General features: G+C 47.3%; 17 protein-coding genes. 12 read left to right on the forward strand and 5 right to left on the reverse strand.

What is annotated here, in order from left to right:
- Positions 1-90 precede the first annotated feature (90 nt).
- Positions 91-3,063 (reverse strand): DUF5060 domain-containing protein, encoded by a 2,973-nt coding sequence (locus EXY25_RS01105; protein ID WP_207232082.1) that lies wholly within the window; start codon positions 3,061-3,063, stop codon positions 91-93.
- Positions 3,064-3,578: 515 nt separating this feature from the next.
- Here EXY25_RS01105 and EXY25_RS01110 point away from each other — a divergent pair.
- A complete protein-coding gene (locus tag EXY25_RS01110) occupies positions 3,579-4,178 on the forward strand; it encodes a PEP-CTERM sorting domain-containing protein (protein WP_114338575.1) in 600 nt (199 codons plus the stop codon).
- 167 nt (positions 4,179-4,345) lie between these two features.
- Here the strand turns inward: EXY25_RS01110 and bfr (EXY25_RS01115) are convergent, their stop codons facing one another.
- Together bfr (EXY25_RS01115) and bfr (EXY25_RS01120) are read right to left on the reverse strand one after the other, a co-directional pair.
- Positions 4,346-4,816, reverse strand: a complete 471-nt coding sequence (bfr, locus tag EXY25_RS01115) for a bacterioferritin (RefSeq protein WP_114338576.1) — start codon at positions 4,814-4,816, stop codon at positions 4,346-4,348.
- A gap of 21 nt (positions 4,817-4,837) precedes the next feature.
- The gene (gene bfr, locus EXY25_RS01120; RefSeq protein ID WP_114338577.1) at positions 4,838-5,302 is read right to left on the reverse strand and encodes a bacterioferritin; all 465 of its coding nucleotides are present in this window, start codon (positions 5,300-5,302) and stop codon (positions 4,838-4,840) included.
- Between the two features lie 305 nt (positions 5,303-5,607).
- Between bfr (EXY25_RS01120) and EXY25_RS01125 the strand changes: the two genes are divergently transcribed.
- The 5 genes from EXY25_RS01125 to EXY25_RS01145 all read left to right on the forward strand — a co-directional run bounded on the left by EXY25_RS01125 (position 5,608) and on the right by EXY25_RS01145 (position 9,156).
- Positions 5,608-6,051: a hypothetical protein gene (locus tag EXY25_RS01125; RefSeq protein WP_130565423.1), complete on the forward strand. Its 444-nt coding sequence runs from the start codon at positions 5,608-5,610 to the stop codon at positions 6,049-6,051.
- A 326-nt stretch (positions 6,052-6,377) separates the two neighbouring features.
- Positions 6,378-6,983 (forward strand): ankyrin repeat domain-containing protein, encoded by a 606-nt coding sequence (locus tag EXY25_RS01130; RefSeq protein WP_158538043.1) that lies wholly within the window; start codon positions 6,378-6,380, stop codon positions 6,981-6,983.
- Between the two features lie 56 nt (positions 6,984-7,039).
- Complete coding sequence (locus tag EXY25_RS01135; RefSeq protein ID WP_114338580.1) at positions 7,040-7,219, forward strand: hypothetical protein; 180 nt, start codon at positions 7,040-7,042, stop codon at positions 7,217-7,219.
- Between the two features lie 305 nt (positions 7,220-7,524).
- Entirely contained in the window at positions 7,525-8,784 is a 1,260-nt protein-coding gene (locus tag EXY25_RS01140) for a hypothetical protein (RefSeq protein ID WP_130565424.1), read from the forward strand.
- A gap of 30 nt (positions 8,785-8,814) precedes the next feature.
- Entirely contained in the window at positions 8,815-9,156 is a 342-nt protein-coding gene (locus EXY25_RS01145; protein ID WP_130565425.1) for a hypothetical protein, read from the forward strand.
- A gap of 172 nt (positions 9,157-9,328) precedes the next feature.
- Here the strand turns inward: EXY25_RS01145 and EXY25_RS01150 are convergent, their stop codons facing one another.
- Entirely contained in the window at positions 9,329-9,610 is a 282-nt protein-coding gene (locus tag EXY25_RS01150; RefSeq protein WP_130565426.1) for a hypothetical protein, read from the reverse strand.
- Positions 9,607-11,493: a Na/Pi cotransporter family protein gene (locus EXY25_RS01155; protein WP_130565427.1), complete on the reverse strand. Its 1,887-nt coding sequence runs from the start codon at positions 11,491-11,493 to the stop codon at positions 9,607-9,609. The genes EXY25_RS01150 and EXY25_RS01155 overlap by 4 nt, the downstream gene beginning before the upstream one ends.
- Positions 11,494-11,708: 215 nt before the next feature.
- Here EXY25_RS01155 and EXY25_RS01160 point away from each other — a divergent pair, with 215 nt between their 5' ends.
- The 6 genes from EXY25_RS01160 to EXY25_RS01185 all read left to right on the forward strand — a co-directional run bounded on the left by EXY25_RS01160 (position 11,709) and on the right by EXY25_RS01185 (position 16,144).
- Complete coding sequence (locus EXY25_RS01160; protein ID WP_207232083.1) at positions 11,709-12,437, forward strand: sulfite exporter TauE/SafE family protein; 729 nt, start codon at positions 11,709-11,711, stop codon at positions 12,435-12,437.
- Between the two features lie 144 nt (positions 12,438-12,581).
- On the forward strand, positions 12,582-13,463 hold the full coding sequence (locus tag EXY25_RS01165; RefSeq protein ID WP_130565428.1) for a YbaY family lipoprotein: 882 nt from the start codon (positions 12,582-12,584) through the stop codon (positions 13,461-13,463).
- A gap of 93 nt (positions 13,464-13,556) precedes the next feature.
- Positions 13,557-14,231 carry a response regulator gene (locus tag EXY25_RS01170; protein WP_207232084.1) on the forward strand — a complete coding sequence of 225 codons (675 nt, stop codon included), beginning with the start codon at positions 13,557-13,559 and terminating at the stop codon, positions 14,229-14,231.
- 187 nt (positions 14,232-14,418) lie between these two features.
- A complete protein-coding gene (locus EXY25_RS01175; RefSeq protein ID WP_114338589.1) occupies positions 14,419-14,646 on the forward strand; it encodes a hypothetical protein in 228 nt (75 codons plus the stop codon).
- Between the two features lie 28 nt (positions 14,647-14,674).
- Positions 14,675-15,487 carry a hypothetical protein gene (locus EXY25_RS01180; RefSeq protein ID WP_130565430.1) on the forward strand — a complete coding sequence of 271 codons (813 nt, stop codon included), beginning with the start codon at positions 14,675-14,677 and terminating at the stop codon, positions 15,485-15,487.
- Between the two features lie 237 nt (positions 15,488-15,724).
- The gene (locus EXY25_RS01185) at positions 15,725-16,144 is read left to right on the forward strand and encodes a hypothetical protein (RefSeq protein WP_130565431.1); all 420 of its coding nucleotides are present in this window, start codon (positions 15,725-15,727) and stop codon (positions 16,142-16,144) included.
- The last annotated feature ends 25 nt before the right edge of the window (positions 16,145-16,169 follow it).

Below are 16,169 nucleotides of genomic sequence, written 5' to 3' on the forward strand. Positions count from 1 at the left end.
CCTTGTCTTAACGCATCAAAAATCGTTGTTGTTTAGCGGTATAAATAAAAGCACTAGCAAAATATTTGCTAGTGCTTTGCAAAGGGGGGGTTACTTAGTTTCAGGTAAAGAAGTGTTTAACGCTTCTGATTCACTCACACTGTTGTGTCTAAGCACCAGTCGGTCGATGTTCCATTTGATAGAGCGACCGCTGACAATCAGTGAATACTCGGTATTAGCCTTCAACTTATAAACTGGGTTCAGGTGTTCGTCATGGGACGGGTTTAGTTTACGTGCCCAACCCCAGCCTGACGCGTTACCGCCATAAAGCTTGGTGTCCTTCTTCAGAACAGCCAGGTCTGCACCGCCGGCACCTGCGCTAAAGTCACCCACCATGCGCACATAGCCGTCGTTGTTTTTATCACTAGGCTGGCCATCTAAGCGTTTGTGCGCTCGGATATACAGCTGGTAATCACCTGCTTTAGATACCTTAAAGGTATAAGTCAGCGGGGAAGTGGCTGGGCCACCGTTTGAGCCATTGCCCGTAAACTCGATATGGCCGCTGCCGGTAAAGCCAGAAACAGACTGCTTTTTCTGCCACTTACCAAGGTTTGATTTAGTGCTTTCTGTTTCCATGATAACAAGACCATCTTTCTCAATGAATAGGCCGTTATCAGGCTCAACCGGTGCAGAGTCATCACCTTTACGTACTAAGATCACCCAGTCCGAGTTACTGCTAGACGGAGCATTCCCCAACGCACGATAACCACCGGCAGAGACACTTTTCACCGAGCCTTGCTGCAAAGCGCCGCCGCTGCGAGGGTTATACCAGTAGACGTTGAAGCTACCTTGCGTGCCGTTCAGGTTCAGCTCTGTTGTGCCGCCCTGTTTGAGGTACACAACGTACGTGTCGTTATGCTTATAGAATCCATAGTCATTAGCGTTGGTGCTGATATTGTTGTCATTTTTCATATTCCAGAATGGAATATCGTTGTTATTGAAAAATTCCAATGCATAACGTGCTACATCCCACCATTTGTCACGGCTGCGGAAGTCCTGCAGGCTTAAATCTGAGTGGGCATGGCTATAACCGAAGTACCATTCGTTACCTGTGCCACCGCCCATAAATGTGCCCCAGAGGCCATTCTTACGACCATCAACATGGCTGTTACCGGCATCATTGTCTGGACGCATGGCATGGGAAGCATCACCAGGCTCATCGACAGAAACAACCCAGTCTCTGCCACTTTCATTAGATCGGCGCACCCATTCAACCACCTGGCTATGCACATCACTAAAGTTAGCTTTGCTCATCTGCATTGAAAGACCATGCAGCTTAGATGCGTTGCCTAACAGTGGCGCATAGCGCTTTTCTTTCTCACCAGGGTAGGTGTGCAATACCACCGGGTGCTGGTATGGGTCATTATCGGCAAAGAACTTGGCCATCGATTTCAACTGAGCCGTGGTCTGGGTCGTTTCTTCGCCTAAATTCCAGTTCAGTGCCAGGTTGTGACCAAATCGTGCAATCAGCTCTCGATAGTAGAGTTTACGTTGGTTACCTAAATTGCCACCATCTAGTAGCTGATCATTTTCAGTTTCCTGAGTCTTAAAGTGGAGAAAGATCCCTTTACTTTGCATGTGAGCAAAAACGATCTCCCACTGATCCAGGCGAGAAACGTCCATACGGTAACGCTCACCGTAGCTGGTGTAAGGGAATACGTTTTGGTCATCACCATTGATATTCATGGTTAGGAACGACATCGCATTCAGGCCTTCGCTGGCGATATAGTTCACCGCACCAATCAGGCCTTTACCTTTACCATTCTTCCAGGTGGGATCACCGTTCTTCCAATCAGCAACGTGCGGTGTCCACTGTTTAATCAGGTGGTCTTTTTTACCGTCAGATTTAAAACCGCCATCAAAGTCTGCGTAAGCCAGCAGGTTCTCTGGTGAGTCAGCCCCTTGCTTGAGGAAGTATTCGCCGGTGCCAGCGAAGCGGAGGTAGCGGCCATCTACATATGCCAAAAGGCCTTTACCGCGGAAGTCTCGGCCTGTTTTATTGCTCTTAGCAATATCAAAGCTGCCTTCTACACCGTCGATATCACCGCCAGACTGACCAGCATATCGATCATTTTCAAAGACAACATTTTTACCTTTGCGGAAAGAGACTGAGTAATCCCAGGTACCCGTTACATTCGGGGAAAAATGGACGCGCCACTTGTTACCAGAAGAAGCGCCGCTGTTAGCTGCTTTACCATCGGCGGCGTAGTAACCGGGCACGACAAAATAGTTGTCGCCGTTGCTGAAAGTGACATCCATACGGTAGTCGGTAAATGGGTTGGTAGACGCTGTCTCGCTGCTATTCGGGCCGTCAAAGGTGATTGTCACTTTGTGCCACTGGCGCATCTCACCGGTTACCTCTTCCTCACCGTCAGGGGTTGGATCAGGATCTGGTTCAGGATCCGTGTCGCCATCCATATCACGACACACTTCATTGCCGCATTGGCAGTAGCTTTGATCGGAGCGCGAATTAACACAGTCATTGGCGCTCTGGCCGTAAATGTTTTTACACTGTGCTGTGGTGTCGCACTCATCCCCATAATCGGGTTCTTCTTCTACTGGTGGTTCATCCGGCTCATTTAGTTCACTACATACGCCATCATCACATTGGCAATAGCTTTGGTCTGATTGTGAGTTGACACAATCGTAAGCGGTGTCGCCATATATATTTTTGCACTGTGCCGTGGTGTCGCACTCATCACCTAACTGTGGTTGCTCTTGCGCTGGCGCGTCTGGCTCACTCAACTCACTGCATACACCGTCATTGCATTGACAATAGCTTTCGTTTGAGTAGGAGTTAACGCAGTCATAGGCTTCATCGCCATACTGGGCGCGACACTCTGCTGTAGTGTCACATTCATCAGGATCTACTGCAGCAACCACCATTGAATGGCTGCGGGCGAATAAGTTTTCGTAAGGAGCAGGGCCTGCGGATAGGTCGATCCCGTTATTTTGAGCGGCGTACGCAAATTGACCAATCAGCAGGCTTAAAAGGCACAGTGCCTTTAGTATCCCGTTATTCATTATTATGTTCCTATTATTGGCTGAGCCCTTCGTAAAGGACCAAGGTGGACGACTTTTCGTCAGTCGATCACGACAGCAAATCCGGAATACAACCCACAGAAACTACAATGCTGAAGTGGTCAGATTACTGAGTATGCCGAAAGGTTGTGTTTGCGTCAAAAAATTGACTAAAAATGTTTTTGTCTTATAAAGCAAAGGGTAATGGTGGGTATATTTTTGACGCATTATCTTTCATTGACTAACTGGCTAGCCGGTTATAGCGCTAGGTAGAACTAAGTGGCGAGCGATTGTCTATCACAGCACTTTAGTTCTTACGGATTGCAGGGCCTCAGGTTGGGGGTAGAGAATCTGTCCCTCTCTTGTCGTGCCAATCGGTTAAAAATAGTGTCGAACCTTTTTACATTCTCATCAGATGATCGTGTAGCCATATTGTAAAAGCGCCACTAAACAATAGGTTGTGAGATTGGTTCAGGTTTTGCGTGTTTTTTGACCTAATTAAACTTGGAGGGCTAAACATGAACAAGGCTGTTTTTATACTCTCGCTGTTACTCGCTGGGACTGCGAATGCTGGGGTTATCACGTTTGACGAGTTTGCTGCAGATAATGCTAATGGGCCGCTTGCATCAGCAAGGTATGACTATCTTGGCGTGACTTTTGTCGCCACAGATGACGGCAGTACCTGGGGCGGACTAGCCAATGGAGACCCTGGTAATTGGGACTTAGAAGGGACTAACGGCAGTATTTTTTCAGGCTTTAACGGTGCGAGTGATGGGCTTACCATGTTGTTCTCATCAGACGTCACAGGTTTTTCTCTTGATGCATCACGTTCCAGCGGTTCCAACGATGGCGACACGTTTACCGTCGAAGGTTGGTTGGACGGTGCATTAGTACAAACCTTGGATATTACTTTTGGTGCGGTAAATTCATGGTCAACGCTAGCGCTTTCGACAGCGGTGGATGAAGTGCGCTGGATGGGCTTCGGTAGCGGATTTAACCCATACGGTGTAGATAATATTCAGTGGAACTCTGCCACAGTTCCTGCGCCTGCTAGTATCGCTTTGCTAGGTTTAGCCGTCGCAGGGTTTGCTTTTGCAAGAAAGAGACATTCCGCTTAGCTCTGAGGTTTGTCTTATCAAATATTAGCCTCGACCTTGGTCGGGGCTTTTTTACGTTAGATAAGCATATTGTGTTTTATAAGAGCGATGAGTCCGCCGGTTTTTACCCAAAAAAACAGGCGGTTAAGCCTGTTTTTTTCTTTGCAGCCGCTATTTTGCGACTAAAATTACGCCATTTGCGATTGCTGATAGTTCTGTAAGCCAATTCGCTTGATCAATCCCAGCTGTTGCTCCAGCCAGTAAGCGTGATCTTCTTCGGTGTCTTCTAACAGCTTTTCCAGGATCTCACGACTTTGATAATCCTGCTCTGCTTCAGACAGCGCGATCGCTGCTTTTAGACTGGTGGCGACATCGTACTCAAGTTGCAGGTCGTTTTGCAGCATCTCTTCTACGTTGCTGCCAATGCGCAGGCCGTCACGCTTGGTCATGCAGGGCACACCTTCCAAAAACAAAATGCGTTCAATCAGCAACGAAGCATGGCCTTTCTCATCTTCAAACTCATGGGCGATGCGTTCGTACAGTTTTTCCAAGCCCCAGTCCTGATACATGCGAGAGTGAATAAAATACTGATCCATTGCGGTTAGTTCAGCCGCGAGTAGGGTATTTAGTGCGCCGATGACTTTTGCATTACCTTTCATCTTTGTTCTCCTTATCCGCTGCTAAAGCTGGGCTTGTTGGTAGTTTTCGAGACCGATCTCTTTTATCAAGTGCTGCTGGGTTTCTAGCCAATCAAGATACTCCTCTTCATCCTCAAGGATCTCTTCAAGCAACTGACGGCTGACATAATCCTTCTTTGTTTCACACAAAGAGATAGCAGAGCGTAGCTGGATCAGTTGGTCATGCTCCAGCTCCATGTCGCAGCTGATCATCTCTTCGGTGTGCTCACCGATCCTTAGATGTGCCAGCTTCTGCAAGTTAGGTAACCCCTCCAAAAACAGTACGCGTTCAATCAGCGCATCGGCTTGCTTCATATCCTTAATCGACTTCTTATAAGCCTTCTCATTCAGCGCTGACAGCCCCCAGTTCTTAAACATCCGAGCATGGAGAAAGTACTGATTAATTGAGGTCAGTTCAGTGGTTAAAACCTGATTTAAACAGCTGATGATATCTGTGTCGCCGCGCATTGAGCCTCCGGAAATTAGTAGGAATTGATAGCCAGTTATAAAAGTAGCTAGGGCTGCAGAGAACTGCCATTAAACAATTGAAAAATAACCTGTTTGATAATCTAGGTTAGAATGGTTGCTATTCGTATGTTGATTTGAACCCATGAACCAAACCCGTATTTTTCCGTCGCTACTAGGGTGATTGCGAATGGATATCAACATAGCTACAAAGTTATCCATTTTTAGCGATGAGAACAGACTAAAGTGTGTTGTAACTGGTTGTTTTAGCAGTTAAATAGCTGGTAGAGTGGTTTGATTCATGAGTGATGGCAGGGAAAATTCACTCCGGCCAAGGAGGAGATTTCCCTTCTACAATAGAAAAGGGACATATGCTAAATCTAACCGCAGCCATTGCCGTCTCAATCTGTAATCTTGTTTATGCTGCTGTTATCTATCTGTCACTGCACGGCTGGCTAGTGGCTCACGACCCGGGTGGCATGCAATTGCTCATTCACCTGATCATTACAACACCGGTTATCGTTATTACGACGATTTGGCTGTATTTTGTCACCAAAACCACGCCGATAAGTGCGGTGGCATGGAAGCTGAATCTGGCCGCTATGCTCATTCCAGTCATGAGCTTGCAAACAGGTGTCACTTACTATCACTTTGATATCGTCGGCCTTGGAATCGCTGTGTTCACAGCGCTCTCGCTATTTGGCCTTTACATAAAGGCAGTAGCTGAAAATCTAGTGGTTCAGAGCGAGTAAGTACCGTTGGTGCAGTTATTTTGGGATGCGGGACGACCCCTCGTAACGTAATTTTTCTGAGATGTTTTATTCGCCATCGCTGTGAGTGATGAATTCGCTCAAGGAGCTTACATCACCCAGCCCCCATGAGATCGTTAAGTCGTGATTATTTCTTTTGTGCAAGGTATGCACTATTAGGTTTTTAGGTGCATTGGCTACTTGATGAGGGATGGTGCCAGAAGATCCTTCATTCGCTGAGCTTTTAGTTACGTTTATTCAGCGTGCTTTGCGCTCACTGGATGTTGATTTAGAATTGACGCTAATTCGAGTTAATAATGGACACACCAATGAACTGTTCTCGCTTTATCTGCCACATACGTAAGTTAGTCATATTTGCGGTTATTAGTTTGCCGCTCACAGTGAATGCAAGCGATGAGCTGGTTACTGCAGCAAGTGATGGCGATCTGAATGAAGTCAAAGCGTTATTAGATGCTGGCGCAAACATTAATTTCGTCGATCAGTATTCAGGATGGGATAGAACGGCACTTATCGCCGCTAGTCGTAACGGCCATGTTGAGGTTGTGCGCTTGCTTCTTAAGCACAAAGCCAATCCCAATTTAGGAGACGCTGGTGAGATGACAGCGCTCAACCGGTCGGTTAAGAAAGGTCATGCGGAAGTTGTATCACTGCTTCTGTCTAATGGTGCCGATCCGGAGGCATTTACTGATGAGCTAGGCCGTTCACCACTCGTATGGTCTGTATTCTTTGCTGATGGAAACGACCAATCCGCCCAGATCTCTATCTTTAGTGCGTTGATTGAGCACAAAGCCAAGTGTGTGGAAAAACTTGAGATATGGGATAAAACGGTAGTGATGAAGGATAAGGCTAAGAAAGCAGGTGATGCATTTTATGCGGCGTATCTCAAAGGATGCCCGGACAAAACTGGTAGTTAAAAACGACGGTTAGCAGGACACCCCCGACGCGGTAGCTAAATGTTGATGATTTTCTGATGTTAAAAGTGAGCTCGATCAGAATTTCAGATACGTTTGTTAAATCGGTGCGAGATGGGTGTCCAGCAAAGCCGGCAGGGGGATTCGGCGAAGATCTTATTGAAGCATTAGAACCGATATTTCTGCAGCTTCCGGTCGAGGGTTTTGTCGCCAGCTTGGGTAGCGACAGTGGCAGTTAAATTGAGCGGTGTTAGTTGTGTGTTTAGCGGAACCAAGGTCTTCCAATCCCCGCTTTTCTGTTTCAATGCTGCTCTTGGTTTAGACATAGATCAAAGGAAAAAACCATTAATCAGCTGCGTCATTGACTTCAAAATAGGAAGGCCGATAGCTCACTCCCGCTGAATATGCCTTTACTCTTTGCTGCTCTTTTTATCCTGCATTTCAGTTTTTAAGGCTTTGTACTTTTGTTGGGCTTTAATACGGATCGCTTTAGGAGTTTTTTTACTTGATGAGGAATGGATGCCCAATAAACCTAGGAGGACGAATGAGCGAAACGTTGAATGAAACCAGCGCATTGGCGTTGCAGATGAAAATTATTGATGACCCTACGTGGCAACAACAGCGTCAGGCAAATTGGGATGAAGAGCATCAGGACGCTTATGCTGAATGCTGGCCTCGTACGACCGTAAAAGCGGTTAAACAGCTCTTTATGCGCGGAGAAATCAATCGCAAAGGGCTGGCTAAGTTTTCAGCAGGGCAACGAATCCGGCTCTACTTCGATCACTTTCCGATACAAAGTCGAGAAGCGTTCGAGTTTATTCTGGGGCAGCTTGAGGATGACGAAGTTAAAAAGTTCGATCAGAGCGTTAAAGCGGCAACATTTTTCTATGCATTGTTGAAAACGGAACCTGATATACGCTACGGCAGGTTTGCAGATCAGTCAAAAGCGCAGCGGTTAGCGATTTTTGACTGGTTTTGGGGTGACAAGTTTGACCTGAATAGACGGGTTCCCTGTTTAGTCGGAGGTTCTTCTCTGCCGATGCAAATAACTGCAGTGGCTGTCTTGCGGCACTTTTTATCAAGCGTTTCTTCGTGGATGCTCTGTGCAGAGAAACATCAAGCTACACCACTTTGGTTGGAGCGCTCTGATTTTGCTTTATCAGCACTTTATCTGATTCATGATACGTCTTTTTCAACTGCGCAATATGAGGGATATGATGGTGACGAAGAGCTATTTCAGGAGGGGCTATGGCGACTGCTGGCTGGCCCGATAAAAAGTGCTGCAAATAAGCTACCTACCCATATAAAAGAGATGAATCAGATACGTGATAAGCTGCTCGCTCGCTTCCGTGAGATAGCTGACCACAAACCTGCATTTGATACACTATGGCAGCACATAGATAAGCATGGTGTGGATTTTGAAAGGGAGATTAAAATCACCTTTACTCTGAGTGATGACCAGTTAACAGGGTGGCGCAGCCTGATTCTAAATGACAAACGTCCCACGTTGGTTGGTGAAAATGACGAGCATGAATGTTGGTGCTCTGCAAAAGCGCTAGACACGAAGTTGCGAAGAGTCCTTAAGCAATGCAACCCGTTACTTGAAGCAGCTTGGGACAATGCCTTTGCAAACCATCAAGCGAGGGTGCAGTTCGATCGTCGAAATAATAGTAATGGTTCTATCATGCTCTTATATATCTTCCCCAAACAAGTAGAAGATCTTGACGCGCTGGAAGTCAGTCTCATTGATATTGTTAGTCAGTTACCTGTCTCTGATTTATCCAGTTGGCAGTATTTCCGTTAACAGCTGAACTTGATAAAAATAGAGTAAGTGATGAGTGATATTGTAAAACTTCAGTTTGTAGTAAAACCCAATCAAGTCAGCTTGTGGTCATCTATCTGTACACTGCTTGCCGAAGGTGGCAGCGGCGCAAAATTACAAGACTTATTCGACGACCTGAAAGCGGATGCGGGTGATTTACTGGATGAGTTTTTTGAAGAGTTTGATAGCGAGCAGTTGTATGCTGAAAACTGGCACCAAGAGGCGAATAGATTCGAAATAGAATTGTTGGCAGGGGGATTCGGCGAAGATCTTATTGAAGCATTAGAACCGATATTTCTGCAGCTTCCGGTAGAGGGTTTTGTCGCCAACTTGGGTAGCGACAGTGGCAGTTAAATTGAGCGGTGTTAGTTGTGTGTTTAGCGGAACCAAGGTCTTCCAACCCCCGCTTTTCTGTTTCAATGCCGCTCTTGGTTTTAGACATAGATCAAAGGAAAAAACCATTAATCAGCTGCGTCATTGACTTCAAAATAGGAAGGCCGATAGCTCACTCCCGCTGAATATGCCTTTACTCTTTGCTGCTCTTTTTATTCTGCATTTCAGTTTTTAAGGCTTTGTACTTTTGTTGGGCTTTAATGCGGATCGCTTTGGCGATCTTTAGTTCGCTTTGTAGTGTCTCTTTTTCCTGTTCATTGTTAGTTTCGTCGATCAGTTGTTGCAGCATATGGGATTTACGCTTCAGCTTATTCAACTTCTTTTTTACTCGTTCCAGCTGCTCTTTGTTGTGCTCGGCGTCCTCGGTGAGGAACCGATTAAACCAGCTGGCAAGACGTTCGATCGACCTGTTCACCCATTATCTCCTGCTTCTGTTTCAGACTGCTCTGATGCCAGTAGGGCTTCAACTTCATCGGGGGCCAGGGCGAGCTCTCTGCTGAGTACGCCTTCGCCGCCAGATCCTGCTGTCATCAATACTTCAACGGTATCTATCAGGTTCTTAGATATAGACCGACAGTAATGGCTGTCGTTCATTAATGAGCTTGTCATTCTGGGGGTTAGCTCACGGTGACGGATAAGTTCGTCGAGTGCGTCATTGGAGATGACGTCATTTTTTTCTAGTGTCATGCGTAATTGGCTGATCACCAGTTCGGCGTCGTTGTCTTCCTGCGCGAGGGAATCGTGGCGGATAAAGTAGAGTCGTCGCAGTAAGAACGCAATTTGGCTGCGGATTTCGCCATATTGCTGACGAATATGCACATTATCTGACACCAGATATTGGCGCAGGTTTTTTTGCAGGTGTTTAATATCTTTGACTGCGTTGACTAGATCGCGCGCGGTGGCTTTTATCGCAAATAGTTCTTTGCTTTGTGCGCTGTTCATTTCCGGCTGTGCCGTGGCTGCGAACGTAAACAACTCGCTATAGACTGGTTGAATGTAACGCTGGTACAGCTCATCGATATCACAGAATGCATCTTTAGAAACCGGAGATTCAAGCTGTGAATTAAGGTCTTTATCTGATTCAACCACGGAACGATCCAACATGAGGCCGCGGGCAATAACGCCGTAGACGTTATCGAATAGATGATGGGTTTCCATGATCATCGATTTCAGTGCCGTATCAGGGTTATTTAGTACGGCTTTTTTAAGATAGAGCGGCTTCACCTGTTCACGCCTTCTATCGGGGCTGGACAGAGGCAAAGACACGCTTTCTCGACGTTCATCGGTGCGCAGGTAGTGCTCCAATCCGCGACACAGCGCTTTGATAAATGGCAACATCAGCGCGATACCTAAGGCGTTAAATAGCGTATGGAAAAGCGCGAGTTTTAGGGTGTAGTTCTGTTCGCCGATGCCGACGGTTTCGGCAATGCCATCCACCAAGTTAGCTAGCGGTACAATCAGTACCAATGCGGTGATACCCGTGACCAAGTTAAACACCAGATGCGCCGCAGCAAGGCGTTTACCTTCGATGTTCGCCCCCAACGCGCCAATGATGGCAGTGATGGTGGTGCCAACGTTGGCTCCGATCGCCAGCGCTAAGGCGTTGTAATAGGTGATTTGTCCGGCGGCTAGTGCGGTAATGATCAATACCAGGGTGGCATGGCTAGACTGCATGACCACGGTCGCGGCCATTCCTAATAAGGTAAAAATAAGCAGGCCAGCGATGCCATCCGCCATATAATCTGAGAGTACAATACTGGATTGAAAGGTTTCGAATCCCTCTTTCATATAGTGAATGCCAAGGAACAGGAAACCGATACCGGCGAGCAGGTAACCCACTCCTTTTAAGGTTTTTAGTTTTTGGAACACCAGGATCACGCCAAACACTAACAACGGCATGGCGTAAGCGGAAATTTTTACTTTTAGGCCAAAAGCGGCGACCAGCCAGGCGCCCGTGGTTGTTCCCAGGTTTGCGCCAAAAATAATACCGACGCCTTGCATGAGGGGGAGTAATCCGGCACTGAGAAAGGAGATGGTAATAATGGTGACCAGTGAGCTGGACTGCATCAGGGTCGTTGTGAGTACACCAAATGACAGGCTTTTCCAGAGTTTATTGGTGGTGCGCTTGAGTAGGCGCTCTAGAACGCCGCCAGTGAAAGATTTAAAGCCGTCCTCTAGCGCTAACATACCAAACAGGAAAATAGCGACGCCGGCTAAGATCTCCTTTAGCTGTGGCATGGCCCAAAAGCCGTAGCTTAATAGCACTAAGATTAATGGGAGAATGAGTTTCTTGATCATGACCTCCTTGGCTATCGTTCAGTATAGCCAACGCTTGTTTGCTGGGTGTGATCAAGAAAGCATTCGCATTCAATGACTTTTAATACGTTGACGTAGTCACACGCGGCCGATGGGCGTAGCATTTCGGGTACCTTCCAGGGCGATATCGTTCAGTGTGTTTTATCGCTTTTATCAGACAGGCCAAACGGGCATGAAACTGGATATTAGAGATTGTTGTGAGTGAACTGTTAATTTGGTCGATTTCGGCCTTAATGGTGTTGGCGGGTTGCTGGTTGCAATCGGCGCTGGGTTTTGGTCTGGCGATTGTCGCGGCGCCGATTATCGTGTTGATCAAGCCGGAATGGGTGCCCGTGATGCTCACTGTGGTGGCGCTGCCCCTGAGCGCCATGAATGTTTGGCAGTTACGGCACCATATTCAACTGAGGATGATGGCCGTGCCTATTGTCGCCAGGGTGCCGGGTACGGTTATCGGCGTTTGGCTATTGATGACACTCAACGTGCAATGGCTACAGATATCCGTGGCGACAGCGGTGCTGATGGCTGTGGTTATTTCGTTTTGGGGGCGTAAATTTGAAGTCACCCGAGGACGATTAGCTTGGGCGGGGCTTGTTTCGGGGGTGATGGGTTCGACCACTGCGGTCGGTGGCCCACCGTTAGCCTTGGTGATGCAACATGGTGAGCCATACCGGATCCGCGCCAATTTGTCGTTGTACTTTATGTGTTCCTGTCTGTTGAGTTTGGCTGGCTATAGTGTCGGTGGGATCTTAAATAGTGAGCTGTTATGGCAAAGCCTTAGCTTTGTACCAATATCAGTATTGGGGCTGATGCTGGGAACGCGCAGCCGTGGCTATATTGACGGTGGCCGGTTTCGCCCTATCTTAATGTGGCTTTGTGGCGTCGCAGGCACAGTGGCGCTGGTTGGTGCTATTTGGGGAGGCATTTAGGTTGGCTCGCTTAATTCGTGCCTCACTGGTTGTTAATGGTCGTTTACTTGGTTTTTAGGCTAGCGTTTATCGTGAATGCCAATGTAATGGTTAACAAAGTTTATGCTCCCATACTGATGATATGGGAACGATAGGAGTTATGAGATGCGTACACTTCACCTTTGCCGATTAGGCGCTACCTTGATGCTTGCTGGCATGAGTGCAGGTATTGTCACTGGCTGTGACAGCCAGAACCAGACGGTTCCAACTGAGCAAGCACAACAGGAAGAGACAATGGCAGCTAAGTTAGTGGGGAGCGCTAGCTACCGTGAAAGGATAGCTTTGCCGCCTGGTGCTGAGTTGGTTATATCGCTTGAAGATGTGTCGAAAGCGGATGCCGCGAGCGAAACTGTTGCGAGCTTAAGGCAAACTTTGACGACGGCGCCGCCTTACGAATTCGAATTAAGTTATGAGCAGGCCAAGTTAAAGCCGAAAGCACGATATAGCTTGCGTGGGCAGATATACATGGCTGACCAGCTGCTGTTTACAACCACACAAGCGTATCAGCCATTTGGCGTGCCACGGATTGACATGTTGCTTGAAAAGGTGGGTGGCAAACGCGCAGCGGTAGATGCGCCAGAGGTTGCTGTGGATGAACCCGCCGAGTCTCCTGCAGCGTCAGCTGTCGATATCAGTGCCGTCATCGGGGATTGGACGTTGTTATCTCTTAACGGTGATGTGTTGGCTAAAACAGCTGAAGAATCAAATCTGAAATTGACCTTGATGACCAGTGGTTCGGCATCAGGTTTCTCAGGGTGTAATCATTTTCGTGGCGACTACGTGATCAGTACGGAAGGAGAGGGTAGACCCACACTCTCTTTTGGGCCCATTGCTGGTACACGAAAGATGTGTCAGCGCATCATGGAGGTGGAATCTGCGATGTTGACTATGCTGTCTCAAAGCAAGTATTTCACCGTGACAAAACATCAGCTGAGTTTACTCAATGGCGATGAAGTTGAGATTGCAACCTTGGTTCGCGGGCAATAGCATACGGCGCTGTGATGATAAAGCATTCGCGTGGGGCTGATGGTTTCGTTCAGCCCTTACAAATATGGCTAAGCTAGGTAGACGGATATCTCTTTGGAACCCTCAATTTTACTTGTTGAAGATGAAGCCGACATTGCTGAAATGGTGGTGAAATTTATTCAGGCGGCAGGCTTTAATGTTACCCACTTTTCTACAGGGGTTGGGGTTGCGGAGTTTGTGCAACAGCATCGTCCCGATTTGGTGTTACTGGATCTGATGTTGCCAGGCAAAGATGGTTTAACCTGCTGTAAAGAGATCAGAGCTTTTTCAGAAGTGCCTATCATCATGGTAACGGCCAAAACGGAAGAGGTTGACCGTTTGATTGGGCTTGAGATCGGTGCGGATGACTACGTATGTAAGCCGTTTAGCGCACCTGAACTGGTGATGAGAATAAAGGCGATTTTTCGACGTATTCAACCAAAGTCTGCGCCAGCAAAGCAGCTTCTTTTAGATCATGAGCGATTTACGGTCAGTTATGGTGACGTCAGTGAGCAGCTTACTGCGGTAGAGTTTAACCTGTTGGCCTTATTACACAGTCAGCCCGGCCGTATCTATTCACGGCAACAGATCATGGATCTGGTATACAAAGACTATCGCGTGATATCTGATCGCACGGTAGACAGCCATATCCGAAACCTGCGCAAGAAGCTTAAATGTCTTAATATGCCAGCTGAGCCAGTCTGCTCCGTTTATTCAGTGGGCTATAAGTACGAACCGGCGGTAAGCTAGTCGAAGCGTACAATGCAAAAAAGCAGGGTGCGTGGCCATGAGCTGGGTATTTACTGAATTATCCCTGGTTACACCTCTGACCTGCACAATCTCCACAATCGCTGCACATTTCTGTTTGATACTTCTCCTGAGCTAAAGCAAAGCGCTTACCAGTTATGCGCTTTCAATCGATTCAGTGGAGTTTTTCATGTGTGTTGCAAACCACAACGTCAGCCAGCATTTTAGTAAATGTTCTGAGACATCAAGATTTATCGAACAATCACCATTCTTGAAGCTTGCCGTAGAGCAAGCCCCCGGGGTCACCATAGACCACGCTAAAGAGCTGATAATGTTACTGAACATGATGGCGTCCGATGACACATTGCATTCGGGAATACGGCGCCAAGCAGAAGAGACATTGGCACTAATCGAGTAAACGAGCAAACCAGGGACGGTAAGCAAATATGGCTACAAGCTATCAGCAGCAAATCGTTGGCAAGCTGCATTGCACAGTTATAAAAGCGCACTTATGGATCAATAAGTGCGCTATTCCGATCTTGTTTAGCTTAATTTCAATATGGTTGCTGGCGCTGTTTGTTAAGGTAAACCTGCTTCCGTCAAGTGACGAAATCGGGTCTAACAACGCTGACCTCATTGTTTTTACGCCTTTGTCTTTGCCGCAAGATAGCGAGCCATGGCTGGATTTAGGCAGAGGAGAAGCCAGCGAAGCCGTGGCCAATCAGTTAGCGGAGATGTTAAAGGGAGCTGGCAGTGGTTTTGATGTTGTTTTCGGCGAAGGAGGGGAGATCAAGTTGCTGCCGCAACATCTGCCATTGAAAAGGTCGGATCAAATATCAGCAGCCGCACAAGGTCTTCGCCAAAAGTTGAGCCGCCTATATGGCGTTAGCCAACGACGAGACCAGCTAATGGCTGTTGAGGACGCTGATAGCAGTCGTCAGTTTCTAGTTAACTATATGCGTGATGCTAATCTGGAACTTTTATGGCGCTTGGAAGCCGCCAAGATGAGCCATGACCTGCACCCGTCAGATCATTTGCCTGATTCGGATCGGCTGGCCATCAATACGCTACGTCATAGTGATCACTGGCGAGAGATAAAACTTGCGCGGGAAGTGCTTGGCGCCTGTAAGTTAGGACGAAGCATGATAAATAGGCTGTCACTCGATGAGCCATCCCAAACGCCTGTCATTCCCACCGATTTCATCGCCGGTGCACAGCCCGCAAGCTTGCAGGTGATAGGACTCTCTATAGGGCATTAGACGCTATGTCAGCTTTTTTTAGCGAGCGCTTTATGTTGCTTAACTCCTGCATTTGCCGCTGTAGATCATGGCAGCCTAAATATATCTCTATATGGCGTTGAGAATTCATTAGTCTAAGTGCTATAACCTGCTGAATACAATTACTTTACTGGTGAGTTTATGACCTTTTGCAGATGTGCCGGGTTAGTTTTGGTAACGGTTTTATGCGCATTATCGTCATCGTTATGGGCGAATGATTTGATCGTGAAACAGGGGCAGGTGGTCTGCACAGGGCTAGATGACAGGGGGCGTTACCAATATCAGATCTATCTTCACCTGCAGAATGTAGGTAAAAGCAACCTCACTGTTATTACCAAAACCAGTGACGTACTGGGGATATTTTACGAAGTGCCAGAGATCACCTTGAGCAATAGTGAATCGACGGTGGATGGAGGACTTTTGGTTCCATCAGCGGAAGAGTTAGGCTTGGTGACTCTTTATCCCACTGATGTCGCAAGTGTTCATGACACATTCACCTCAAGTGACAGGTTGCAAGATAAAGCGGTAATTAACTACCTTGCAAGAGAGATCTACTCTGGCCGATTCGGCAACTGGGTTGGTTCAGCAAAAAGCGCGCCTATTCAAGTTGTTAATAGTGTTAAGTCGTGTATTGAATAAACAAGGTATCGCTGGTGAGGCGTAT

It is taken from the genome of Corallincola spongiicola, from assembly GCF_004284785.1.
GTDB classification, from domain to species: domain Bacteria; phylum Pseudomonadota; class Gammaproteobacteria; order Enterobacterales; family Neiellaceae; genus Corallincola; species Corallincola holothuriorum.